Raw genomic sequence first — 25,597 nt, 5'->3', positions numbered from 1 at the left:
TTTTTAGGATGAAAAGGAAAGCGGTTTCATTGATGGTTTTGATTATGTCGTGCTTCTTAGTGTTAACTGCTTGTTCGAATGAGGGAGAGGAAAGTAATGGTGATGGGAAAGTCATTGAATTTATGCATTTATGGCCTGAAGGGAATTCAACGGCTCATCACAATATTGTTAACGACATCATAGAAGGTTTCGAAAGTGAAAATCCTGGAGTAACGATTGACTTAGAAGTATTAAGTAATGAACAGTATAAGGAAAAAGTTCAAGTATTATCATCATCAGATGAACTTCCTGATGTCGGGATGACTTGGGCTGCAGGTTACATGGAACCATTTGTTGAAGGAGGTCAATTCGCATCCTTAAACGATATCTTAGATGGTGAATTTGGTGACCTATTTGTTCCGGGTACTGTTGATGCTTATAGTTTTGAGGACACGGCTTATGGTCTGCCTTTAGAATTAAACATCGCTCCAGTCTTTTATAACCAGGCAATTTTTGAAGAGCATGGGTTAGAGGCGCCAAAGACCTATGAAGAGTTCGTAAATGTCGTTGAGGTGTTAAGGGAAAATGACGTAGCACCAATTGCTTTAGGAAATAAGGATGCCTGGACAGGTTCATTGTGGTACATGTACTTAGCTGATCGAATTGGTGGACCAACATTATTAACAGATGCCATTAATGGTGATGAAAGCTTTACGAATGAAGCCTTTGTTAGTGCAGCTGAAGAAATTCAGAATTTAGTTGATAAGAATGCGTTCATTAAAGGTTATAACGGATTAGGTGACCAAGAAGCGAAGAGCATGTTTATCAATGAACAAGCTGCCATGTACTTAATTGGTTCGTGGGATCTTCCTAATTACACAACAAGTGAAGATGTTCCGCAAGAAGTTAGGGATTCAATTGATTATTTCAAGTTTCCTACGGTTAATGGAAACGGAGATCCAAGCAGCTTTGTAGGTGGTCCAGGTGTTGGGTTATTTGTATCTGAAAATTCCGAAGTTAAAGATGAAGCGAAAGAATTTGTTCAGTACTTTGTTGAAAACTGGGGAGAAGATGCTGTATCAAATGCGGGTGTTATTCCAGCAACAAAAGTTGACACAGATGAAGTTGAATTACATCAAATGTACATTGATGTATTAAATGACCTAAATAATGCAAGTAATATTACATTATTTGCTGATGTTCAAATGTCACCTGATGCAGCTCAGACACATCTAGATCTTATTCAGGGACTGTTTGGTAACGAAGTATCACCTGAAGAATTCGCAGAAGAACATGAGGCAGCGATGGAGTAAGAATAATATTGAAAAGGGCATGCCAAAGTTGGTATGTTCCTTTTCCACTAATACATAAAAGAAGGGCGATTCCTAATGGATAAAGTTATGTCGAACAAATTAATGATTGCTCTCTATATCCTACCGGCACTTCTTATGGTTTCAGTCTTTATTTTCGTTCCAATCGTACTGACTGGGTATTATGGTCTGATGGATTGGAGTGGAATAGGGTCAATGACTTTCATTGGGCTTGAAAACTATAAAGAATTATTAGTGGATAAAAAGTTTTGGGACAGTGTTTTTCATTCGTTTTTATTAGCTGTCTTCTCGACAGCCAGCTTAGTTATTTATCTACTAATTTCAATGATTCTAGATTCTAAAATTAAGGGTAGCGATTTTTTAAGGAAAGTTTATTTGATTCCTATGTTGTTATCATCAGTAGCTATCGCTCAGTTGTGGCTGAAGATTTACCATCCTTCCAATGGGATGTTAAATAGTTTTTTAGGTTTTTTTGGAATAGAGAATACACCAGATTGGTTAGCTGACCCACAGATTGTCCTATATGCCATTTTCATACCAATTTTATGGCAGTACGCTGGTTTTTACATTTTGATTTATTATGCGGCATTAAAGAATGTACCTAATGAATTAATTGAAGCAGCCCGTATTGATGGGGCTTCACCTCTGCAAATCGCACTTAAGGTCAAGTTGCCTTTAATTGCTGGGATTATTAAGGTCACCATTGTCTTAGCTATTGTCGGGTCATTAAAGTATTTCGACTTAATTTGGGTTATGACTGGTGGCGGTCCTAATGGTCATAGTGAGGTTATGGCCTCTTACATGTATAAAGAAGCTTTTAGTAGTAATAATTTTGGCTATGGTAGTGCGATAGCTTTCTTCTTACTGATTATCACGCTCATCACGACGTATATCATAAGAAAACTGACCTCTCATGAAAACGACGAAGTTCAATATTAGGAGTGAACTTTACTATGCGTAAAATATTGTATTTCTTACTATATTTATTTTTAGCAATCGTGGCTGTCTTTCAGATTTATCCGTTAGTTTGGTTATTAAAGTTCTCGCTAAAAGATACTAACGAAATCTTTGGTAAATCTCCATTTGCTCTTCCGGAAGATCCGAAATGGGAGAATTACTTAAAGGTATGGACAGATGGGAATATTGGTGTCTACTTTTTTAACAGTGTTTGGATTACAGTGTCTTCTATTATATTAACTATCTTAATTGCAAGTATGGCGACGTTTGCGATTACAAGAATGAAATGGAAGTTAAATGGTGTGGTATTAGGGCTTATTATGGTAGGTCTTATGATACCAGTACATTCTTCTTTAATTCCATTATTTAAAATGTTTTTAGAAGTTAACTTAATCGACCATCCGTTATCAATTGTTCTAACATATACAGCTTACAACCTACCAATCACAGTGATGATTTTGCTAGGTTTTTACTACACATTACCTCGAGAGATTGAAGAAGCAGCCATTGTGGATGGCTGTTCTATTAATAGAATGTTTTTTACTGTGATTCTGCCTTTAACAACACCTGTTATTACAACGACAGTAATTATAAATATGATTTTTAACTGGAACGAATATGTCTTTGTTAACACATTTATTAGCTCTGATCGTTTTAAAACATTAACCGTAGGAATCCAAAACTTTGTCGGTCAGTATATGACAGATTGGGGAGCTATTGGTGCAACTTTAATGATTAGTGTTATTCCAATTTTAATTGCATTTATCTTTTTCAGTAACAAAATCATTGATGGTATATCAGCAGGCGCTTTAAAAGGTTAGGAGGAGTGAAATATGCCAGAAAATATGTTTTTTAATGCACATCATTCACCTATTGGGTCTTTTGCAAGTTTTACTCTAGGTTTCCCAGGAGCAGGCGGTGGTTTTGATTTAGAGATGGCAAAACCTCCTCGAAAAAGTGTGTTTATCGGGCTGGAATCGTTAGAAGACGAGAACCGATACGATACTCTTCCATTTTTTGAGGGTAAGGAAGATGAGAGTCTGAGATTTGATATCGAAAATCCAGATCCTAACCCAGATAAACCAGATGTCATTAAAGCGTTTAAAAAAGATCAGATTAAACGTGATTTTAACTTAGGGTCCGATACTTGGAAAGCAGGAGATTTAACTTTTACGGTTTATACTCAGGCTAAACCAATTCCAGAGCCTAATCATGCTTCAGAAGATGAGCTTAAGAAGGTGACTGTGCCAGCGGTTTTTGCTGAACTTAAGATTGATAACCGAAATGGTAAGAAACCAAGACGAGCGTTTTTTGGATATGAAGGAAATGATCCGTACAGTTCAATGAGACGATTAGATGACACAAGTTCGTTGGTTGGTGTAGGTCAAGGGAGATTGACAGCCATCTCAACAAACGACTCTCAAGCGACATCTGCAATGCATTTTAGTATGGAAGATATTTTGCTAGAAAGTGATGAGGACAATTGGACATTTGGGCTTGGAACAGTAGGTGCTCTTATATTTGATGTTCCTGCTGGTGAAGTGGCAACGTATCCAATCTGTATTTCATTTTTTAGGGATGGTTGGGCAACGGTAGGCTTAGATACAACATATTATTACACAAAGTTATTTAATAATATTGAAGATGTATCCAGCTATGTATTAGAGCATTTTGATGAGTTCAAAGAACGATGTTTAGAATCTAATCAATTAATTGAATCTTCTACCTTAAATAATGATCAGAAATTTATGATGGCGCACGCTATTCGTAGTTACTATGGGAATACACAACTGTTAGAACGAGATGGAAAGCCTTTATGGGTGGTCAATGAAGGCGAATACCGCATGATGAATACATTTGATTTGACGGTTGATCAGTTATTCTATGAGCTGAAGATGAATCCGTGGGTAATGAGAAATGTTCTAGACTTATATGTTGAACGTTATAGCTACGTAGACGAAGTCAAATATCCGGACTCAAATGAAAGTCACCCAGGTGGGAGAAGTTTTACTCATGATATGGGCGTCGCAAATACATTTTCTCGTCCTGAGTATTCAGTATATGAGTTATATAACATTGATGGTTGCTTTTCTCATATGACGCATGAAGAGCTGCTTAATTGGGTATTGTCAGCTGCCACATATGTTATTAAAACCAATGATGTTGAATGGTTCAATGATAAAAAGGTCGTTTTTGAGGAGTGCTTAGAAAGCCTATTAAATCGTGATCACCCAGAAGAGTTTAAACGAAACGGTATTATGGGGTTAGATTCTTCCCGTACGAAAAATGGTGCGGAAATCACGACATATGATAGTTTAGATATTTCATTAGGGCAAAGTCGCAACAACATTTACTTAGCAAGTAAAACTTGGGCTGCTTATGTTTTGCTTAAAAATTTATTCGAACAATTTGAGGAAGGTGAACTGGCAAAAGTTGCCCAAGATCAAGCTTTAAATTGCTCAAATACAATCGTATCTCATGTGACTGACGAAGGCTTCATTCCAGCTGTCATCGAGAAAAACAATCAATCTAGAATTATTCCTGCCATAGAAGGACTTGTTTACCCTTACTATATAGGGGATACAGATGCTGTTAGCGAAGAAGGTGAGTTCGGTCAATATATTAAAGCCTTAAAACGTCATCTGAATACTGTTTTAGTTAAAGGTGTCTGTCTATTTGAAGATGGTGGATGGAAGATTTCTTCAACAAGTCAAAACTCTTGGTTGAGTAAGATTTACCTTAATCAGTATATTGCAAGGGAAATATTAGGATTATCTTGGGATGAAAAAGGTCAAGCCGCTGACCGCGCTCATGTTCAATGGTTAACTCATCCTACCTTATCCATTTGGAGTTGGAGTGATCAAATTATAAATGGTGAAATATCCGCAAGTAAATACTATCCGCGTGGTGTGACAAGTATTCTGTGGTTGGATGAGTCAAACTGATTGCTTTTTCACCAAAACTTGTTTCGTAGCATCCATGACAAAAAACGTGTTGAGCCAGGCAAAGACACTAACATTAAAAAAGAAAGCAATGCCAGGGATGAAATAGTAGATGACAAGTAAAGAACCTAAACTAAGTAGTAATAACAGATTTTGAATCGGACTGATGAGCATTATGAATAGAGCGTTTTTTAAGATACCTAATAGTGGCAGATCAAAAGTGTTATAAGTTGGTATGATATATAACAATGTCATGCCAACTAAGAAAGAGATTCCCCAAAAAGGTAGATGTACCAATTGAAAAGCTCCTTGCTCGACAATAAATAATAGGTTAATAAATGCTATTAATATGAGAGGGAGTACGATTAAAATGAGTTTGTTTGAGGTTAAGAAAACATACTTATAATGCTTCCAAAACTCTTGGTGTAATTTGAAATTATAATCGCCTTGAATCCACTTTTTAGATATGGCGTAAAGCGTAACAGTTGAAGGGAGTATTCCAAGCACCACTCCGCCTAATAAGGTGAATACAGCCCATAAAAGGTTCATATACACAAGGCTCATAATCCAATTAGTCAGTTGGTAGATTGATTGAATAAACTGTTTCATCGCTTGGAATCCCCTTTATTTTCTAGAAGTCTTTTAACTATTATATCGAAATTTTGAACTAGTGAAAAATTTATTTAATAGAAAGGGAGAATGAGTAATGGGTTATTTTGAACAATTTCCACAAGTAAAATACGAAGGTATTCAGTCCCAAAATCCATATGCTTTTAAATATTATAATCCAGGTGAGCGAGTTGGCGACAAGACAATGGAAGAGTGGTTAAGATTCTCCGTTGCTTATTGGCATACATTTACAGCTAATGGTGAAGACCCATTTGGTGCAGGTACGATGGTTCGCTCTTGGGATCACCTGGATGGAATGGACCGTGCTAAGGCGCGTGTTGAAGCGGCATTTGAATTTTTTGAGAAAATGCAGGTTCCTTACTTTTGCTTTCATGATATTGATGTGGCTCCAGAAGGCGATACATTAAAGGAAACGTTTGATAACTTAGATGAAATCGTAGGTATGATTAAAGAATACATGAAGAATAGCCGTACCCAGTTGTTGTGGAATACAGCAAACATGTTTACACACCCCCGCTTTACTCATGGAGCAGCAACGTCTAGTAATGCAGATGTGTTTGCCTTTGCGGCAGCTAAAGTTAAAAAGGGTTTAGAGATTGGTAAAGAATTAGGCGGTCAAAACTACGTGTTCTGGGGAGGGCGTGAAGGTTATGAGACCCTCCTTAATACGGACATGAAATTTGAGTTAGATAATTTGGGACGCTTTTTCCATATGGCGGTTGATTATGCTAAAGAAATTGGATTTGACGGTCAATTTTTAATTGAGCCAAAACCGAAAGAGCCGACGAAACATCAGTATGACTTTGATGTCGCTTCTGGTCTTGCTTTTTTAAGAACTTATGGATTAGAGGACTACTTTAAATTTAATATTGAAGCCAACCATGCGACATTAGCTGGTCATACGTTTGAACATGAACTACATTATGCACGTGCAAATGGACTCTTAGGTTCGGTGGATGCGAACCAAGGCGATTTACTTCTAGGTTGGGATACGGATGAATTTCCAACTGATTTATATTCCACGACTTTAGCTATGTATGAGATCTTGAAAAACGGCGGGCTTGGTACAGGTGGTCTTAACTTTGATGCCAAATTAAGACGTGGATCTATAGCTGATGAGGATTTATTCCACGCTCACATTGCTGGGATGGATAGTTTCGCAGTTGGCCTCAAAGTAGCTCATAAACTACTTGAGGATCGAGTGCTAGAAGGGATTATTGACGACCGTTATTCTAGCTACCAAAAAGGGATTGGCAAAGACATAGTTAATGGAGAAACAGATTTTAAGAAATTGTATGAGTATGCGTTAGAACATGACCAAATTGAAAATAAATCAAATCATGTAGAACAAATCAGAGCAAAGATTAACCAGTATCTACTAACGGCATTCGCCTAATATGTTGGCTAACCTAATTGGGTTAGCCTTCACATTTTTAGAGGAGGGATCAACATGAGTTATGTCATTGGAGTTGACTTAGGAACAAGCGCTGTAAAAGTTTTACTTGTGAATCGGCAAGGTGAGGTCGTTTCGGAGTCCTCTTGTGATTACCCATTAATTCAAGAAAAGGCAGGGTATAGTGAGCAAAAACCAGAGGATTGGGTTAGTGGGACTAAGAAAGCCTTAGCTCAATTAGTTAAACAAGCTCAAGTGCCTAGTGAACAAATCGAAGGAATTAGTTTTTCCGGACAGATGCACGGTCTAGTCTTATTAGATGAAAATCGTCAAGTACTTAGGAACGCCATTTTATGGAATGATACGAGAACAACTAAACAATGCCAAGAAATCTATGATTTAGTCGGTAAGGAACGATACATAGAGCTAACTAAAAATCTTGCTTTGGAAGGGTTCACGTTGCCGAAAATATTATGGGTGAAGTCGAATGAATCTCATATATTTGAACAGGCAGCGAAGTTCGTTTTGCCAAAAGATTATTTGAGGTACCGAATGACTGGTCAAATTCATATGGACTATTCAGATGCAGCGGGAACAGGGATGCTAGATTTAAATAAAGGTGAATGGAGTTCTGAAATTGCTAGCGCAGTTGGTCTTGATGAAAGTTTATGTCCGGAATTGGTCCACTCACACAAATATGTTAGTCAGTTGAATGAAGAGTTTGTAGAGGAGACAGGGTTGAGTGCTAAAACAAAAGTATTTGCTGGTGGTGCTGATAATGCGTGTGGGGCTATTGGGTCAGGAATATTAGGAGAAGGTAAAACGATGTGTAGTATTGGAACATCAGGGGTCGTATTATCTTATGAAGACGATTCGACAGCGACTTATGATGGAAAAGCTCACTTTTTTAACCATGGTAAGGAAGAAGCATACTACGCAATGGGTGTGACCTTATCAGCTGGGTACAGTCTTAACTGGTTTAAAGAAACCTTTGCCAAGGAGTTAAGTTTTGAAGATTTATTAGCTGATGTTGATCAAGTTCCCGTTGGAAGTCGAGGACTATTATTCACCCCTTACCTTGTCGGAGAACGTACACCTCATGCAGATGCTCAGATTCGAGGGAGTTTTATCGGAATGGATAGCTCTCACGAAATAAAAGATTTCGCAAGAGCTGTTATGGAGGGCATCACGTTTTCGCTAAACGAAACCATAGAGATGTTCCGAGAACGAGGGAAAACAATAGACACAATTTACTCCATTGGCGGAGGGGCTAAAAATCAAGAGTGGATACAAATTCAAGCGGATATTTTTAATGCTAATATTGTAAGACTGACAAGTGAACAAGGTCCTGGCATGGGTGCGGCACTACTAGCAGGGTATGGACTCGGATGGTATCAAAGTCTATTGGAAGGAGCTTCTAATTTAATAGAGGTTAAGGATGAGATTAAGCCTATTCCAGAAAATGTTGAGAAGTATCGAAGGTTATTTGATCTATATAAGAACGTATACTACCAGACAAAGTCAATTAATGATGGTTTAGTAGATTTTCGTTAGTAAAAATTGAATAGAGGCAGGCTTAAATATTATTGTCGGTTTACTGACCATACGAATAAGCATTGATTATAGAACTGTGTGTGACATAGCAGGTAAAGGTATTACAGATGAAAAAAGTTTAATTGAAGCGATCAGGCAAGGTGTCGAATTAGCACCGAAAAATTAATAGAGTATGATTTAGAACTTGGAGTATTATTAAAGGCTCCAAGTTTTTTGTTTAATAATATTAAATAATACTTTAATAAAATTAAAGTTTATGTTAATGTAATATTATAAAATATTTAGGAGGATCAGACATGGAAGCTAGAGATGTACCACAATGGATCCTTGCGCTTGAATATGAAGATCTAGAGTTTATTAAGAAGTTTACAATGAACTCAGGCTCTTTGAAGGAAGTTGCAAAACTATATAATGTCTCCTACCCTACCGTTCGACTTAGATTAGATCGTATGATACAAAAAATTGAGGTAAGTGAGAGTAGGGAGGACGATGAGTTTGTAGAATTTATTAAAAAGTTATCTATTGATGATGAGGTAAGTCTTGAAGCAGCTAAGTTAATAATAGATAAGTATAGAAAAGAAAAGGGGGATTTGTGAGTGAGTTATACGATTGGAGTGTTGATAGCCTTAATTATTGTGGCAACTCAATATTTTCTGTCAAGAACAGAAAATGCATATTTTGGTGGCATTATTCCATTAGTGTATGTGGTGAGTATCTTTATTTTGTGGCAACAAGAATATGGTTTAAATGATATAACTAATGGTGAATTTTTAAGAGTTATAATTCTAGGAACAATCATCTTACTTTCGATTTGGGCAAATGGAAGATCATCTTTAAAATCTAAAAGAGAGCGTGAATTAAATCAAATGAAAACAATGGATATGAAATGAACAAAACTTGGAGTTAATTTGGCTCCAAGTATTTTTATAAAAAAGAGGATTTCCTGTTTCAATATGGAATTGGAAAGTAATGGGAGGTGCAGACATGTTCATTTCTAAAGGTCAGGATTCTAAAGATTTAGCGTTAACAGTTTATAACCAGAACTTCGCAGTGGTAAAAGACAAGCGTTCGTTCGAAGGATATAACAAAGAGACTCAAATCCGATTTGAAGATGTGTCTGAGAAGATTGAAACGGATTCCATTATAGTAGATGGACTTCAGATTAAAGAGCTTAATTATGACCACGATCTGGTCGATAAGGTGAAGCTGCTTAAGAAGTACATCGGGGAAATGGTTCAGTTAGTGGACCCAAAGTCTAAACACAAAGAATTTTATCGTCTTTTAAGTGCGGAGCAAGGGCTAGTACTTGAGCACCTTGAGACTGGAGAGATTATATTAAATCCACCTGAGGAGAATTTGACTTTGCCGAAACTACCAAATGGACTCATTATTAAGCCTTCATTGATTTGGGAGGTTGAGAAGGCTGACGTTGATGAGGTTCATGTGACGTATACGACTGGTGGTCTTAAGTGGAAAGCGAATTATGTGATTCATTTAAATGGGGACTCGTTTGATTTAACGGCTTGGGTGTTACTACATAATCAGTCAGGGACGAACTTTGAAAATGTTCGTTTGAAGCTCATTGCAGGTGATGTTAATCGAGTTGAGGACGTTATCGCATTACCACCTGTACAAGAAAATTCACTATATTCTTATGCTGAAATGCCTGCTTTTGAGGAAAAGAGCTTCTCGGATTTTCACCTATACACTCTTCAAGGGAAAACAACTTTGAAGAATCAACAAGAGAAACAAATTACGTTATTTGAAGCGGCAGAAGTTCCGTTTGAGAGGTATTATCGGTATTCTTATAACGATGAAAAGGCAGATATCATGCTGAAATTTCATAATGGTGAAAAACAACACTTAGGTATGCCTTTTCCGGCTGGTAAGGTCAAAGTTTATGACGAAGACCAAGAGGATGGTAGCTTAGAGCTGATCGGCGAAGACCTCATTGACCATCAAGCCAAAAACACAGATATTGAACTGAACCTTGGTCAGGCGTTTGATATTGAATGCAAAAGCCGCGAGGTGGATGCATATAAACACGGAATCTATGAATATAAAGAATATGAGTATGTCATTAACAATCATAAAGATGAAGAGGCCCAGATGAAAATTAACCATTCGATTTATAAGCGAGGCTGGGAAATGGTTGAGTCAAGTCACAAGTATGAAAAGCTCAATAGTGGAGAAATAGAGTATAACGAAACCGTCGCTGCCAATGAAACACTTAAAATTACGTTTAGATATAGAGTTGATATTAGCCGTACGGTTAAGTTTGAATAAGTGAGGTGCTGATTATTCCAATTAAACGCGTTTATTTAATTGCCAATTTAGCAAGTCTACCAGCTCATTTGTTTTTCATACTCATGTTGTTGCTTGGTGCAAGCTTGACAGATCCGCATTCTAATCTACTTCTTGATGTGATTTTTTACGCTTTATTGATGAATGCACTTAATTTTGCCCTACTGGTGATCTTTCATATTAGTAAGAAAGATTCTGAATCGAGGAAAGAGAACTACTTCGCTTTTGCGGTGGGCTCTGCCATTGTATTATTTGTTTATCTAAATATGGGATTTTCGACAATTTAGGGGAAGAATATTTTGGCGGAATGTAATGGTTATCAGTATCAGTGGCCAAGGAAAGATATCTGGTCAGGAGTTTGGTCAAAGGATGGGAAGAAATGTGCGAACTGCGGGGAGCGACAGTACATATCCAGTACTACGCAGCGGTTTTTGACAGTAGGTTATATAGACGTTCTATTTGTGCTCATGTTTCCGTTGGTCATCATCTTCTTCCCACATAAGGTTAAACTCAGCAATTAGCAAGAAGGGCTGTTGGATAAATGTGTAGACAAACTGGCCGTAAAAATTGAGAAAGGGGCCGAAAAGTTGGCAAAACAGGCCGTTAAATTTCAAAAAAGGGCCGATAAATCTCAAAAAGAGGCCGTTAATCTTTGAAAACAGGCCGTAAGTTTTCGAAAAGGGGCCGTATCATTTTCAATGACTGGAGAAAAACTGCAAGATAAATCAGAGAAACCGACCGATAAAATTTTATAAGAGGGGGATTTTGTATGGCAGAAGTCTGTAAGGAATGTGGGAATGATGAGTTCAATCAAGGGAGATTGGGGAATGGGACGACTGCGGTAACGCCTTTGAACAAGGTCATGGGGAGTTCGTTCATGACGTTGACGTTTTGTAGTCAATGTGGTGAGGTGTCATCTATGAAAGTGGATAAGCCTGAAAAGTTTAGGTAGAACTTCTAATTGATCAAATAAGCCCAAACGTCCAAGCCGTAGTTGGTTTTGGGCTTTTTTTTTTAAAATAGTAATACTATATTTTACCAATAATGACGGAAAATTAAGATGAAACGTGGTACGATAGAGGTACGTAAGTCGTGTACATAGTATAAATAAGCTTTGCAAAGCTACAATAAGTTTATGATGTTATACGATTGGTGTAATACTTTTATATTATTTTTTGCGTATGTATTGAATTCTATACCGTCCAGATAGTATAGTAACCTTTAGTAGAATTAATCTTTTGGGCTGAGGATGATGACATTGGCTAAGGAATCAAGGAGAGTCGCGATTTTAGAGGCGGCTTCGTCAATTGTGAGTGAAAAAGGTATATTTAATTTAACGTTAGAGGCTGTTGCGAAAGAGGCTGGGATTAGTAAAGGTGGGCTTTTGTACCACTTTCCCTCTAAAGAGGCGCTTGTTCAGGGAATGGTTGAACACTTAGCGCATAACTATCGTAGTAAGATTGCTCGGAATGTAGAAGATGACCCGTTAGATCGTGGTAAATGGACAAGAGCGTTCTTAAATGTAACGTTTAATCAGGGGTATCCGAATAAGGATATGCATGCGGGTTTACTTGCGGCGAAGGCTGTTAATCCTAAGTTGATGTTACCGCTATACCAGGCTTACGAGGAGTGGCAGACGAATATTGAGAACGACGGTTTAGATCCTATTGATGCGACGATTATTCGACTTGCGACAGATGGGATTTGGTTAGCTGAATTATTGGAGCTTTACAATATCGATGATCAGAAGAAAAAGGCTGTTTATAAACGGCTACATGAATGGATTCAGGATCTTTATTTAGATGCTGAGAAGAAGAAAAAAGAAGAAAACTAGACTGTAAATACAGTTTTTAATTTTATATTATTGATGCTTAAAAGCCCGCTAAATGCGGGCTTTTTTATGTCTTAAATACTTGATTAAATAATTGTTTTTAAAAAGAGTGTTGATATTAAACCGTCTAGATGGTATAGTAACAAACGGATTGAAAAACCGTCCGTACGGTATAGTAATAAGTAGCGCGATTTTTAACATTTAGGAGGTTCAGCATGAGTCAAAAAGTGATGCTTACAGCAGCGGTTACAGGCGCTGGGGATACAACTACGAAAAATCCAAACGTTCCAGTAACTCCGAAAGAAATTGCAGAATCAGCGATTGCGTCTGCGAAGGCTGGAGCAACAGTTGCTCACGTTCACGCTCGTGATCCTGAGACAGGTGGTATCAGTCATAACATTGATCATTACCGTGAAATTGTGGATCGTATTCGTGAATCTGAAACAGACGTGATTATTAATATTACATCTGGCGGTGGTGGTGACTTTATTCCAAGTCTTGATACACCTGCAGCTGGAGGAGATGGAACAGATATTCAGACGCCATCTGAACGTCATGAGCCAGTTGGGGAGCTTTTGCCGGAGATGTGCACACTTGATTGCGGAAGTACGAACTTTGGCAACATGATTTACATGAGCCCGACAGACTGGTTAAGAGAGCAAGCGAAATTAGTACAAGACAGTGGCGTTAAGCCGGAATTAGAATGCTTTGATACGGGGCATGTTCGTTTTGCGAATCAGTTAGTTAAAGAAGGTTTAATTGATGGCGGTCCGATGTATCAGTTCTGCCTGGGTATTCCTTGGGGAGCTGAAGCGGATGTTGAGACAATTTCGTATATGAAAAGCCGTCTTCCTGAGAACGCACATTGGTCAGCATTTGGTATTGGACGTATGCAGCTTCCGATGGTGACTCAAACGGCGCTCTTAGGTGGAAACGTTCGAGTGGGGTTAGAAGATAATATCTACCTTAAGAAAGGTGTTCTAGCTTCGAACGAATCACTCGTTGAACAAGCCGTTAAACAATTACACACAAATAATATTGAAGTCATGACTCCTGCCGAGGCAAGAGAGGCTTACAACTTAAGGAAATAGGAGGTCAGGCGAATGGCAAGTGAATCAAAGAAAGTTGCGGTCATCGGAACTGGCGTCATCGGAAATGGCTGGATTACGCGTTTTCTAGCAAATGGCTTTGACGTGGTCGCTTTTGACCCGGCTGAAGGAGCGGCAGAAAGAACCAGAGATACAGTAGAGCGTGCTTGGGAATCAGTTAAAGCTCTTGGACTTAAAGAAGGCGCATCTAAGGATCGTCTAACATTTGTTTCGACTTTAGAAGAAGCAGTTCAAGATGCGGACCTAATTCAAGAGAACGTCCCAGAACGTGTTGAGCTAAAGCAATCTGTTTTAAGAGATATAGATATAAGTTCGAAATCAGATGCTGTAATAGGTTCTAGTACGTCAGGCATTAAGCCGACTGTACTTCAAGAAACATTAGAAAATCCTGAAAAGATAGTCGTTGCACACCCTTTTAACCCAGTATATATTTTGCCGTTAGTTGAAATTGTAGGCGGAGAGTCTACGAGTCAAGAAACGGTTGAGAAAGCCTATAAGATTTATGAATCAGCGCAAATGAAGCCGATGATTATAGATAAAGAGATTGAAGGCTTCATTGCAGACCGTTTAATGGAAGCTCTATGGCGTGAAGCGTTACACCTTGTTAATGACGGTATTGCGACAACTGAAGAAGTAGATAAAGCAATTACGTATGGAGCAGGTCTTAGATGGGCTCAGATGGGGCCGTTTATGACATTTCACTTAGCTGGAGGAGACCAAGGGATGCGCCACATGCTTGAACAGTTCGGTCCTGCATTAAAATTACCTTGGACGAAGCTTGAAGCACCTGAGTTAACAGATGAACTTAAAGAGCGTGTTATTAACGGATGCGAGAGCTTCGCAGATGATCGTTCAGTTGCAGAGCTTGAATGTAAACGTAATGAATTTTTAGTGAAATTGATTGATCTAGTTGAAGATTATTGGCCTTAAGAGGTGAAAGTTATGTCTACCCCCTTTAAATATAACGTAAGCGTCATAGAGCAGTGGGTCGATTATAACGGCCATATGAATGACGCCGCGTATGCAGAAGTATTCAGTCGTGCTGTGGATGCCTTGATGGGCCACCTCGGCATTACTGAAGAAGTAATTCAAGAAAAACAATATACGATTTTTACATTAGAAACGCATCTATGTTATCTAAATGAGGTTCACCAAGGTGAATCGTTAACGGTTGAATGGCAGTTACTTGACCATGATGTTAAAAGGCTCCATGCCTTCTTTTCCATGAAAAACACAAATGGTGACTTGGTCGCAACAAGTGAACAAATGCTCATGGGCATGGATCAAGGTCAAGGAAAGCCTGCGCCATTTTTATCATTTATTCAAGAAAAGATAGATGACGTTTGGAGAGAGCATGAACATTTAGAAAAACCGAAACAGGCAGGGAGAGTTATAGGGATTCGCAGGAAGTAATTCTCCTTCTTGCTTGTACATAAAAGGAGAATGTTTATGAGTAATATTGAAATCAAAAATCTAACAAAAGTCTTTGGATCACATCCAAAACAGGGCTTAAGAATGTTAGAAGAAGGATATTCAAAAGACGACATTTTAGAACAAACCGGTAACACTGTTGGAGTTAACAAAGCTTCATTTGAAGTTAAAAACGGTGAGTTCTTCGTCATTATGGGTCTATCTGGTAGTGGTAAATCTACCCTAATCCGTTTAGTTAATCGCCTTATTGAGCCGACTGATGGTGAGGTATTAATTGACGGTGAAGATATTACGAAAATGAAACGAGACCAATTAATTGAAACACGTCGCCAAAAGCTTGGAATGGTATTTCAAAATTTCGGGTTATTCCCACACCGTACAGTTGTCGGAAACGTTGCTTATGGTCTTGAAATACAAGGCGTTGGTAAAGAGGAACGTGAAAAGAGAGCACAGAAGTCGATTGAAGATGTTGGCTTAAAAGGCTATGAAAATAGCTACCCGAATGAACTGAGTGGCGGTATGCAGCAGCGAGTTGGTTTAGCGAGGGCACTTGCGAATGATACGGATATCTTGCTTATGGATGAAGCTTTCAGTGCATTAGATCCTCTTATTCGTAAAGAAATGCAGGATGAGTTACTTAAGCTTCAAAATAAATTAGATAAAACAATCTTATTTATCACTCACGATTTAGATGAAGCATTAAAATTAGGTGACCGCATTGCGATCATGAAAGATGGACAGATTGTTCAGGTTGGTTCTTCAGAAGAAATCCTTGAGAATCCTGCTAACCAATATGTCAGCAATTTCGTTAAAGACGTTGACCGTTCTAAGGTGCTCGATGCGCAGGCTGTTATGAGAAAGCCAGAAGTGTTAACGACTTATAAAGATGGCCCGCGTATGGCCGTTAGAAAAATGGAGGAAGTAGGGGCATCAAGTATTTTTGTGGTAGATCGTGAAGATAACTTTAAAGGTTTACTTACGATTGATGATGCGATTAATGCTTATAAGAATGATATTTCGATGGAAGAAGTTTTAGTTACGGATGTCCATCAAACAACGCCTGAGACGCCGCTTAACGATTTAATCGGTGTTGCAGCAGATGCTAAGTATCCAATTGCTGTCGTAGAAGACGGTAAACTCTTAGGGATTGTATCTCGAGTCTCTATTCTTTCAGGACTCGTTCTTGGAAAAGAGAAAGCTGAGGTGACAAGCTAATGGATTACTTTTACTTACCATTAGAAAAATGGACGAATGAGTTTGTAAATGGTTGGTTTTTGCCGACGTTTAGTAATACATTTGATGCCATGAGTAATGGGTTGAATGCTTTCATCAATAGTGTGACAGATGTCCTTTTATTCATACCTGCAGAATTATTTACGTTAATCTTAGCCATCATTGCTTGGAGATTTGCAGGAAAAGGTATGGCGTTTTTTACCGTAATAGGTTTTCTATTTATTGGATCTGTCGACATATGGGAACAATCGATGCAAACATTATCTATTGTTATTGTGGCAACATTTGTGTCATTAGTAGTCGGTGTTCCGATTGGGATATTTAGTGCACTTAATAACCATGTACAAAACACGGTTCGACCAGTTTTAGACTTCATGCAGACATTACCAAGCTTTGTTTATTTAATTCCTGCGGTACTATTATTTGGTCTTGGAGGTGTACCTGCGGTTATTGCGACGTTTATTTTCGCAGCACCACCTGCAGTTCGTATGACCAATCTAGGTATTCGCAGTGTATCTAAAGAAGTTGTTGAGGCATCACGTGCGTTTGGTTCAACTAAAAGTCAGTTACTTTTTAAAGTTCAACTTCCACTAGCTGTTCCAAGCATCATGGCAGGGGTTAACCAAACGATTATGTTGTCATTATCGATGGCGGTTATCGCTTCGATGATCGGTGCGCCAGGTCTAGGTGCATCTGTTTTAACAGCTATTTCTCGAGTGAACATAGGTTTAGGTTTAGTAAGTGGTTTAGGAATTGTTGTACTAGCGATTGTTCTTGACCGGATCACTCAAGGGTTAGGTCAAGGTAAAGCATAAATAAATTAGGAGAGGGAGATTACATGAGAAAGTTTATATTAACATTAATGGCAGTAAGTCTAGTTGTATTAGCAGCATGCGGTTCTAATAATGAAGAAGGTAGCAGTGCTGAAGGTAGCGATAAAGCTGAGGAAAAAGGAACAATTACATTTGCGGTAACGCCATGGACTAGTACTGTACCACCGACTAAAGTGGCTGGACTAATTATTGAAGAAATGGGTTATACAGTTGAAGAAACTCAGGCAGATGTAAGTTCGACATTTGTTGGGCTTTCACGTGGTGATTTAGATGTATTCATGGATTCATGGATGCCAGCACACCAATATCAATATGAGGAATATAAAGATTCTATCGAAAAAGTCTCCATTAGCTATAAAGATGCTGATTCAGGTCTAGTTATTCCAACTTACGTGGAAGGTATTGAGAAAGTAAGTGACTTAAAGGGTCGTGAAGATGAGTTTGGTAATAAAATATATGGCATTGAAGAAGGCGCTAGTGCGACTAAAATGATGCGTGATTTAATTAAAGAGGCTGATCTTGACTTAGAGCTTGTAACATCATCAGAAGGTGGAATGTTAGCTCAAGCTCAAAGAGAGATGAGTCAAAATAATCCAGTTATTTTCTATGGCTGGAGACCACACACAATGTTTAATAAATTCGATATTAAAGTGATTGAAGATGACTATGGTTACTTTACACCTTCTGACGTTCATGTTTTAGCAAATAAAGACTTAAAAGAAAAAGCGCCAGATGTATATAAGTTCTTACAAAACTGGAGTATTCCTTTAGAAGATGTAGAAGCAATGATTGTTAAAATTGAAGATGGACAAGATCCGCGTGAAGTTGCACAAGAGTGGATTGATAATAATCAAGATAAAGTTAACAAAATGTTAGGTAAGTAATATTTGATGAAAGGTCTGTATCCATAAGATGCAGGCCTTTTGCTACTTGGAGGGATTTTAATGAGTGAACAAGTCGTTATCGAACGTGATGTCCCGTGTCAGCTTAGGGACGGAGTAACTTTGTATGCAAATGTTTATCGGCCTGAGAGTGAAGGAGAATACCCAGTTCTGTTAACTCGCCTTCCTTACAATAAAAATCTACCAAATTTCTCCCATCGTTATATTGATCCAATTCGAATGGCGTTGGATGGTTATGTCGTCATCATTCAAGACGTGCGAGGGCGATTTAGTTCTGAAGGTGACTTTAAACCATTCGCACAAGAATTAGAAGATGGCTATGACTCTGTAGAATGGGCAGCATCTCTTCCTTATAGTAATGGCAAAGTGGGAATGTTCGGCCTGTCGTATTATGGTTTTACTCAGATGTTTGCTGCCATGGCTAAGCCTCCTTCACTTAAAGCAATTTTCCCAGCTTTTACAGGTCACAATATTGATCGTGATTTATCTAAGCGAGGTGGTGCCTATGAGCTAGCAAAGCTTGAGACGTGGATGCTAGATTCGGTTGCGCCAGACTACTTGAAGAGAATACAAGATTCAGAGACTTTTCAGAAAACGTCTCAAGAGCTGATTGCAGACTTAGATCACATACTAGATTGGCACAGTCATTTTCCATTTAAAGACTGGTCACCTGTCATGAAACATCCAGAATTACAAGAGTTGTATAAAGCTTATATTTATGGTGAGTTATCAGTAAATGACCGTGCATCGATCGGTGATGTGAACGTACCTGGTTTTCATATGGCAGGATGGTATGACTGCTTCTTACAAGCAACGATTCATAATTTTTCTGAATTAGAAAAGCAAGGAAAGGACGATCAGCAGCTCATTATTGGACCTTGGGGACATGGCGTGTTCACTCCTTACTTTGGTGAACGATACTTTGGTCTTAAAGCCTCTGGGGACTTAATTGATGGAGTTGATGATGTCACATCCCTTCATTTGAAATGGTTTGATCACTGGCTAAAAGATGACCAGACTGAGGTTTTTGAAGAGGATGCACCTATTAAACTATTCGTGATGGGGGCAAATGAGTGGAGAAGCGAGTATGAGTGGCCATTAGCGCGTACGAACTATAAGCCATTGTATTTACACAATCACGGTCAATTAAGTTTTGACAAACCGACAGAGTCTGCGCTCGATTCTTACGTTTATGATCCTGACAACCCTGTTCCGACAAAAGGTGGACCATCATTATTCATTCATGGTATAAATACGGGACCATTAGATCAAAGAGAGGTTGAAAAGCGAGAGGATGTTCTAGTTTATACTAGTGCTCCTTTAGGCGAAGACATTGAAGTAACAGGTCCGGTTAAGTTTAAATTATACGCTTCAACAGATGTAGTGAATACTGATTTTGTGGTTAAATTAACGGACGTACTACCAGACGGTAAATCTATTAATGTGACAGAAGGAATCGTCCGAACAAACACCATACACGGTGCACTTAAACCGGGTGAAGTCTACGAGTATGAGATTGATATGTGGTCAACCAGTCAAGTGTTTAAGAAAGGACATTCACTCCGTGTTCAAGTTACTTCGAGTAACTTCCCTATGTATGACCCAAACCCTAACACAGGAGACACACTACTTGATACAACTAAAATAATTAATGCTAACCAAACGCTTCATATGGGCGCAGATTATGCATCTCACATTATTTTACCAATTATAGAAGGTTAATAGGAGACCCCGGCTTGAGCCGGGGTTTTATTAATAAAAGAAATCATATTAGTAGAAAACATGGCTAAAAATTTTAGTTTTTAAAACTAATAGTTAATGAAGTATAGTGCTGCAAGGTGAATTTTTTCGAAATACGGACAAATCCACGTCTGACATGAACGGATTTCCGAGAAATGTGAACAGTCTCTCGTCTGATGCGAACAATTCTCTCTGAAATGCAAACAAATCTCCGACTAATGCGAACAGACCTCAGTGAAATGCGAACAATTCAACTCTTCGTGGGAACAAAATCACCTAAATTCACAGATGATCTTTTGCGACTTAACTGAAAATTCTTACATATAATGGTATAATTAAGTTGGGGGTGATTAGATGAAGTTACCAACTTGTTGGAATTGTGATTTTCAATTTAAATGGTCGGAGTTGCTATTCATCTTAGGTTGGAAAAAGAGATGTCCAAACTGTCAGGAGATGCAATATGTGACATCGGATTCTATTAAAATGACTTCCTACTTATTGATTTATGACTTGATTGCGATTGTGTTTATTTGGATACTACCGATTGATTTTTGGTTACAATTACTTATTCTTATTGCCATGTTACTCATGACAATAATACCTATCCCTTATCTAATAAGATTCACTAATCGTAAACAACCATTATTTTAAGGAGCTGATTCAAAATGCATTCTCATGGAAAACATTGGGTTTGCAAAAACAGGTATGCAGCAGGCAAGATGGTGTTGTTACATAGGGGGAACAAATGAAGAAGAATGTGATTACTGCGGTAGTAATTTTATCCGTACTAGGCCTTTACATTTATGTGCAGGCAGAGAAACATACAACTATTGGGGAGTTAGTTGATGAACGAGTGGATGATAGTTTGACATTTAAACAATTAAGTGTCGAAGTGTTTAGAGAGGGTAAGAATAGTAGCCAATTTTCTAGGCCTATTAAGGGTTTTTCCATTTCTGATGAGTCGTTTATACAAGAGTTAATCGGTAAGATTGATTCGACTGAGGTTAAACAAACGAATGAGTTAAGTATGCAGACCAGGTTTCGGTTAGTTTTCACTTACCAAAAGGAAATTGAGGAGAATCATTATTCGAACCAGACGTTTTTTATCGAAGTAGGGACAGATCGGCTGATTATGGATCGTGTGTATGACATCGAAGGAGGGCCCAATCCTGTTGACATCATAACGGACATGCTGAAAGCTGAAGGGTATGAGTGGTAGAGAAGTTATGAAAAGAGTAGATATGATACGAGCTGAAGAGAAGAAGTACCATGATGAGTGTTATAAGCAACATAAGTTATTTGAAAAAGGCTCTTGGTTGTATAAACCTGTCCAGACTGTTTTAGAAATGCTGCCTAAAATAAAAGAGATCGAGAATCCTAATGTTTTAGATTTAGGTTCTGGAGTTGGGCGAAACAGCATTCCAATTGCCGAAGCTGTTAAATCAAATCGAGGGAAAGTTGTATGTGTAGATTTATTAGAATCTGCTATTGAGAATCTTCTATGCTATAGCAAACAGTTTGAAGTTGAACAGGTCATTGAACCTTATTTATCGGATATCGAAGGTTTTGAAATTAGGGAACAAAGCTACGATTTTGTGGTTGCTGTCTCAAGCCTAGAACATGTGAGCTCAGAATTGACATTAAAGAGAGTGTTAACGGATATGGAAAAGGGCACTAAACCTGGAGGGTTAGTTTGCTTAGTTATTAATACTGAGGTAACAGAGATCGATTTACATACTGGAGAGAGCTTAGATGCTTTAATAGAAGTTAACCTGTCAACCTATGATATGATTCATGAATTAAATCCAGTTTTTAAAGGCTGGAAGCTGGTTAAACACCTCGTTAAACCTTTAGAATATAACATAGAACGTAATGGTGTACCTATTTTATTAAAAACAAATGCAGTAACGTATGTAGTACAAAAACAAGAGGGGATGTCATGACACAGACTGGATTAGTGCTAGAAGGTGGAGGCAGCCGGGGTGTTTACACGGCAGGCGTCCTTCATTATTTAATGGAACAAAATATATACCTGCCATATACGATTGGGGTTTCGGCGGGTGCTTGTAATGGATCGTCTTATATCGCGCGGCAAATTGACCGAAATCGAACCGTCAACATTGATTTTGTGGATCACCCTGAATATTTATCGCTTAGAAATTGGATTGAGAAGCGGCAGATATTTGGGATGGACTTTTTATTTGATACGCTACCAAATAAGCTCGCGCCGTTTAATTTTGATGCTTATTATGAAGCGGATGAGGAGTTTGTCATTGGGGTGACAGACTGTAAAACAGGTGAGGCATTATTTTATAAAAAATCAGAGTATCCAACAGATGCCGTGACGTTACTTCGGGCCTCGAGTTCACTACCAATGTTCGCGCCAATGGTTGAATTTGACGGAAAGTACTTGATGGACGGCGGGATTTCAGACCCCATTCCAATTAAACAATCGGAAAGGGATGGTAATACAAAGAATGTGATCGTGTTAACGCGGAATCGTGGGTATGTTAAAAAGCCGCAGTCATTTATGCGATATTTACGAAAGAAATATGCTGATTTTCCAGGGTTAATTGAAGCAATGGAAAAACGTCACGCCGTTTATAACGAAACGCTTCAGTACATATTTGATGAAGAGAAGAAAGGGAACGTATTTGTAATTTGCCCATCAGAGAAATTAAAAGTAGGACGAGTTGAGCGGAATAAAAATAAACTGACATCACTTTATAATCAGGGTTATCAGGACGTCAAAAGCGTTGAACATCGACTAAAGGAATTTTTAAGTACACCTTAACCAATTGTGGTTAGGGTGTTTTTTGTGGGGTCGATATATTTACAATTGAGGATGATAATATCCCAACATGATATAGGAAATTGAATCAGTAGAATAATTGGAATATAATTAGTATTAATTATCATTAAATTCAGACTTTAAAGGGAGATAATATGGATTTTCGACTGCAACCGTTAGGTGACCAGGCTGTTGTGATTGAGTTAGGTCAAAGTATTAATATAGAGAATCACCAAAAAGTTGAAATGGTGGTCGCTTATTTTGAAGAAGTATCCATTGATTGGGTGATTGAATATATTCCTGCTTACGCTTCGGTGACGGTATTTTATGACATCTTAAAAGTATCAAAACAAGCAGAGGGTCAGTTACCATATGATTATGTTTGTGATCAACTCAAGGTCCTTTTAGCAGATGTAAAGGTTAAGGAACAAATCGAACCTAGAGTTGTGGATATTCCTGTATGCTATGGTGGTGAGTTCGGGCCAGACTTGGAATATGTAGCCGAGTACAATGGTTTATCAACCAGTAAGGTAATCGAGCTCCACTCAAATGGTGATTATTTAGTGTACATGCTGGGTTTTGCACCAGGGTTTCCGTTTATTGGTGGGATGGATCAACAAATTGCCACACCTCGTCAAAAATCCCCAAGGTTAAAAATTCCAGATGGAACAGTAGGGATTGCGAATAACCAAACGGGTGTGTATCCAATTGAGACCCCAGGAGGTTGGCAGTTGATTGGACGAACGCCATTGAAGCTTTTTAAACCTGAACAATCTCCACCAACCTTGCTTCAAGCAGGGGACAAAATTAAGTTTAAGCCAATTTCTTATGATGAGTTTTTAGAGAAGGAGGCAGAGCAATGATTGAAGTTCAAAAGCCTGGCCTCCTTACGAATGTTCAAGATTTAGGAAGAATCGGGTATCAGAAGTATGGTGTGATCGCAAGCGGAGTCATGGACCTATTAGCTCATCGTATCGCTAACCTATTAGTGGGTAATTCGGAAATTGAAGCAACCCTTGAGCTTACTTTGCTTGGACCTGAATTAGAATTTCAACATGATCACCTCATTGCGATTTGCGGCGGTGATTTAACAGCGAAAATAAATGGACAACCCATTAAAACGTGGCGTCCGATCATCGTTAAGAAAGGGAGCGTTCTATCGTTTAAAGGAACGAAGACAGGGTGTAGGGCCTATCTAGCCATTGCTGGTGGCCTGAAAGTAGATGAGGTGATGGGGAGCCAGTCAACTTATTTACGTGCTGGTATAGGTGGCTTTAATGGACGCGCGCTTCAAAAAGGTGATCAACTTGAGATAAAGGAACTTTCTATAACTTCGCAAATGTTTTTTACAAGGTTAGAATCAAAAGTCTCTTATGAAGAATTCTATGAAGTGAACTGGGCCGTAACGTCTAAGTTTACCAATTATGTGAATCAGAATTCTGAAGTTCGGGTAATTCCAGGAAAGCAGTATCATTTACTAGATCAAAAGAGTAAAGAAGCTCTTTTTGACCAACCCTTTAAAATTACTCCACAGTCTGATCGAATGGGGTACCGATTAGAAGGTCCACCTCTCGAATTAGAACAGCCAATTCAACTGGCATCAGAAGCGGTTAGCTTTGGGACGGTTCAACTACCCTCAGACGGTCAGCCAATCATTTTACTCGCAGACCGGCAGACGACAGGAGGCTACCCTAAGGTTGCGCAAGTGGCATCTGCTGATTTGCCAAAGGTTGCCCAGCTGAAGCCGGGAATGGCGGTAAATTTTAAAGAAGTAAATATCGAAGAAGCACAGCGTGATTTTCTTAAAAGAGAAGAAGAACTTCTTCAGCTTAAGAATTCAGTTTTTAACAAGATAAAGGAGGGCTAACATGAATAAGATCGATTTAAACTGTGATATGGGTGAGAGCTTTGGCGCTTATCAGATGGGTCGAGACAAAGAAATCCTTGACTATGTAACATCTGCCAATATTGCATGCGGGTTTCATGCAGGAGACCCTGCCACTATGCGAAGAACGGTGCGTTTAGCACTTGGTAAAAATGTTGGGATTGGAGCTCATCCTGGACTGCCGGATTTAGTTGGATTTGGGCGTAGACCGATGGAAATCTCGCCTCAGGAAGCTTATGATCTAGTGGTCTATCAAATTGGAGCATTATATGGATTTGTAAAAGCTGAAGGCGGTCAGCTTCAGCATGTAAAACCGCATGGAGCACTCTTTAATATGGCTGTGAAAGATGCGGATTTATCTGAAGCCATCGCAGAGGCAGTATACAAAGTCGACCCTGAATTAATTTTATTCGGCTTGCCGGGTAGTGAACTAGTTAATGCAGGTAAAAAAGCAAGTTTAAGAACAGCGAGCGAAGTGTTCTCAGACCGAACCTATCAAGAGGATGGTTCTTTAACGTCTAGACGTCACGAGAACGCCCTAATTAAAGATCATGAGACGGCTGTTAATCAGGTAAAAAGAATGATCACAGAAGGTAAAGTAGTGTCCATTCAAGGCAGTGATGTATTGATTGAAGCACAAACGGTTTGTATTCATGGAGACGGGCCCCATGCATTAGATTTTGCAAAGCACATCACAACTGACTTAGAAGATTCTGGTATTTCACTTCATAAAATAAGTGATATAGTTTAAT

At 38.6% G+C, this 25,597-nt stretch carries 28 protein-coding genes; 27 read left to right on the top strand and 1 reads right to left on the bottom strand.

Features of this window, described 5'->3' with window-relative positions:
• The first annotated feature begins 8 nt into the window (after positions 1–8).
• The 4 genes from ACFSW4_RS07420 to ACFSW4_RS07405 all read left to right on the top strand — a co-directional run bounded on the left by ACFSW4_RS07420 (position 9) and on the right by ACFSW4_RS07405 (position 5,212).
• Positions 9–1,292, top strand: a complete 1,284-nt coding sequence (locus ACFSW4_RS07420; RefSeq protein WP_054752410.1) for an extracellular solute-binding protein — start codon at positions 9–11, stop codon at positions 1,290–1,292.
• Between the two features lie 75 nt (positions 1,293–1,367).
• On the top strand, positions 1,368–2,249 hold the full coding sequence (locus ACFSW4_RS07415) for a carbohydrate ABC transporter permease (RefSeq protein ID WP_377328425.1): 882 nt from the start codon (positions 1,368–1,370) through the stop codon (positions 2,247–2,249).
• A gap of 14 nt (positions 2,250–2,263) precedes the next feature.
• Entirely contained in the window at positions 2,264–3,088 is an 825-nt protein-coding gene (locus tag ACFSW4_RS07410; protein WP_377328423.1) for a carbohydrate ABC transporter permease, read from the top strand.
• Positions 3,089–3,100: 12 nt separating this feature from the next.
• Positions 3,101–5,212, top strand: a complete 2,112-nt coding sequence (locus tag ACFSW4_RS07405; RefSeq protein ID WP_377328421.1) for a glycoside hydrolase family 52 protein — start codon at positions 3,101–3,103, stop codon at positions 5,210–5,212.
• On the opposite strand, the gene ACFSW4_RS07400 is transcribed toward ACFSW4_RS07405, so the two are convergent.
• A complete protein-coding gene (locus tag ACFSW4_RS07400; protein WP_377328419.1) occupies positions 5,204–5,818 on the bottom strand; it encodes a YesL family protein in 615 nt (204 codons plus the stop codon). The genes ACFSW4_RS07405 and ACFSW4_RS07400 overlap by 9 nt on opposite strands.
• Before the next feature lie 97 nt (positions 5,819–5,915).
• Between ACFSW4_RS07400 and xylA the strand changes: the two genes are divergently transcribed.
• The 23 genes from xylA (at position 5,916) to ACFSW4_RS07285 (ending at position 25,596) form a co-directional block, all read left to right on the top strand.
• Positions 5,916–7,235, top strand: coding sequence for a xylose isomerase (gene xylA, locus ACFSW4_RS07395; protein ID WP_377328417.1), 1,320 nt, complete (start codon positions 5,916–5,918; stop codon positions 7,233–7,235).
• Between the two features lie 54 nt (positions 7,236–7,289).
• The gene (gene xylB, locus ACFSW4_RS07390) at positions 7,290–8,786 is read left to right on the top strand and encodes a xylulokinase (RefSeq protein ID WP_377328415.1); all 1,497 of its coding nucleotides are present in this window, start codon (positions 7,290–7,292) and stop codon (positions 8,784–8,786) included.
• Positions 8,787–8,796: 10 nt separating this feature from the next.
• Entirely contained in the window at positions 8,797–8,952 is a 156-nt protein-coding gene (locus tag ACFSW4_RS07385; RefSeq protein ID WP_377328673.1) for a 4-hydroxythreonine-4-phosphate dehydrogenase PdxA, read from the top strand.
• A gap of 130 nt (positions 8,953–9,082) precedes the next feature.
• Entirely contained in the window at positions 9,083–9,382 is a 300-nt protein-coding gene (locus tag ACFSW4_RS07380; RefSeq protein ID WP_377328413.1) for a DUF2089 family protein, read from the top strand.
• On the top strand, positions 9,383–9,676 hold the full coding sequence (locus ACFSW4_RS07375) for a hypothetical protein (RefSeq protein WP_377328411.1): 294 nt from the start codon (positions 9,383–9,385) through the stop codon (positions 9,674–9,676).
• Positions 9,677–9,770: 94 nt separating this feature from the next.
• Positions 9,771–11,072, top strand: a complete 1,302-nt coding sequence (locus ACFSW4_RS07370; protein ID WP_279401375.1) for a DUF4139 domain-containing protein — start codon at positions 9,771–9,773, stop codon at positions 11,070–11,072.
• Between the two features lie 5 nt (positions 11,073–11,077).
• Complete coding sequence (locus tag ACFSW4_RS07365) at positions 11,078–11,377, top strand: hypothetical protein (protein WP_054752402.1); 300 nt, start codon at positions 11,078–11,080, stop codon at positions 11,375–11,377.
• Between the two features lie 482 nt (positions 11,378–11,859).
• Positions 11,860–12,042 carry a hypothetical protein gene (locus ACFSW4_RS07360; protein ID WP_054752399.1) on the top strand — a complete coding sequence of 61 codons (183 nt, stop codon included), beginning with the start codon at positions 11,860–11,862 and terminating at the stop codon, positions 12,040–12,042.
• A 306-nt stretch (positions 12,043–12,348) separates the two neighbouring features.
• Positions 12,349–12,924 carry a TetR/AcrR family transcriptional regulator gene (locus tag ACFSW4_RS07355; RefSeq protein ID WP_054752397.1) on the top strand — a complete coding sequence of 192 codons (576 nt, stop codon included), beginning with the start codon at positions 12,349–12,351 and terminating at the stop codon, positions 12,922–12,924.
• Between the two features lie 212 nt (positions 12,925–13,136).
• A complete protein-coding gene (locus tag ACFSW4_RS07350) occupies positions 13,137–14,012 on the top strand; it encodes a BKACE family enzyme (protein WP_054752395.1) in 876 nt (291 codons plus the stop codon).
• Between the two features lie 12 nt (positions 14,013–14,024).
• On the top strand, positions 14,025–14,960 hold the full coding sequence (locus tag ACFSW4_RS07345; protein WP_377328409.1) for an L-carnitine dehydrogenase: 936 nt from the start codon (positions 14,025–14,027) through the stop codon (positions 14,958–14,960).
• A 12-nt stretch (positions 14,961–14,972) separates the two neighbouring features.
• Positions 14,973–15,443: a thioesterase family protein gene (locus tag ACFSW4_RS07340; RefSeq protein ID WP_377328407.1), complete on the top strand. Its 471-nt coding sequence runs from the start codon at positions 14,973–14,975 to the stop codon at positions 15,441–15,443.
• A gap of 36 nt (positions 15,444–15,479) precedes the next feature.
• Positions 15,480–16,676, top strand: a complete 1,197-nt coding sequence (locus tag ACFSW4_RS07335) for a quaternary amine ABC transporter ATP-binding protein (RefSeq protein ID WP_377328405.1) — start codon at positions 15,480–15,482, stop codon at positions 16,674–16,676.
• The gene (locus ACFSW4_RS07330) at positions 16,676–17,509 is read left to right on the top strand and encodes an ABC transporter permease (RefSeq protein WP_377328403.1); all 834 of its coding nucleotides are present in this window, start codon (positions 16,676–16,678) and stop codon (positions 17,507–17,509) included. Before ACFSW4_RS07335 ends, ACFSW4_RS07330 begins: the two co-directional genes overlap by 1 nt.
• 23 nt (positions 17,510–17,532) lie before the next feature.
• Positions 17,533–18,411 carry a glycine betaine ABC transporter substrate-binding protein gene (locus ACFSW4_RS07325; RefSeq protein ID WP_054752393.1) on the top strand — a complete coding sequence of 293 codons (879 nt, stop codon included), beginning with the start codon at positions 17,533–17,535 and terminating at the stop codon, positions 18,409–18,411.
• 60 nt (positions 18,412–18,471) lie between these two features.
• Complete coding sequence (locus ACFSW4_RS07320; RefSeq protein WP_054752391.1) at positions 18,472–20,151, top strand: CocE/NonD family hydrolase; 1,680 nt, start codon at positions 18,472–18,474, stop codon at positions 20,149–20,151.
• Between the two features lie 372 nt (positions 20,152–20,523).
• The gene (locus tag ACFSW4_RS07315; RefSeq protein ID WP_054752389.1) at positions 20,524–20,820 is read left to right on the top strand and encodes a TIGR04104 family putative zinc finger protein; all 297 of its coding nucleotides are present in this window, start codon (positions 20,524–20,526) and stop codon (positions 20,818–20,820) included.
• Between the two features lie 94 nt (positions 20,821–20,914).
• On the top strand, positions 20,915–21,388 hold the full coding sequence (locus tag ACFSW4_RS07310; RefSeq protein WP_377328401.1) for a hypothetical protein: 474 nt from the start codon (positions 20,915–20,917) through the stop codon (positions 21,386–21,388).
• 7 nt (positions 21,389–21,395) lie between these two features.
• Entirely contained in the window at positions 21,396–22,112 is a 717-nt protein-coding gene (locus tag ACFSW4_RS07305) for a class I SAM-dependent methyltransferase (protein ID WP_377328399.1), read from the top strand.
• Positions 22,109–22,963 carry a patatin-like phospholipase family protein gene (locus ACFSW4_RS07300; protein WP_377328397.1) on the top strand — a complete coding sequence of 285 codons (855 nt, stop codon included), beginning with the start codon at positions 22,109–22,111 and terminating at the stop codon, positions 22,961–22,963. The genes ACFSW4_RS07305 and ACFSW4_RS07300 overlap by 4 nt, the downstream gene beginning before the upstream one ends.
• Before the next feature lie 152 nt (positions 22,964–23,115).
• Positions 23,116–23,823 (top strand): 5-oxoprolinase subunit PxpB, encoded by a 708-nt coding sequence (gene pxpB / locus ACFSW4_RS07295; protein WP_377328395.1) that lies wholly within the window; start codon positions 23,116–23,118, stop codon positions 23,821–23,823.
• On the top strand, positions 23,820–24,827 hold the full coding sequence (locus tag ACFSW4_RS07290) for a 5-oxoprolinase subunit C family protein (RefSeq protein ID WP_377328393.1): 1,008 nt from the start codon (positions 23,820–23,822) through the stop codon (positions 24,825–24,827). Before pxpB ends, ACFSW4_RS07290 begins: the two co-directional genes overlap by 4 nt.
• A gap of 1 nt (position 24,828) precedes the next feature.
• Positions 24,829–25,596, top strand: coding sequence for a LamB/YcsF family protein (locus ACFSW4_RS07285; protein WP_377328391.1), 768 nt, complete (start codon positions 24,829–24,831; stop codon positions 25,594–25,596).
• Position 25,597 lies beyond the last annotated feature (1 nt).

This window comes from Piscibacillus salipiscarius, from assembly GCF_042685285.1.
Classification (GTDB): domain Bacteria; phylum Bacillota; class Bacilli; order Bacillales; family Alkalibacillaceae; genus Piscibacillus; species Piscibacillus salipiscarius.
This window is presented reverse-complemented; position numbering and strand designations above follow the sequence as displayed.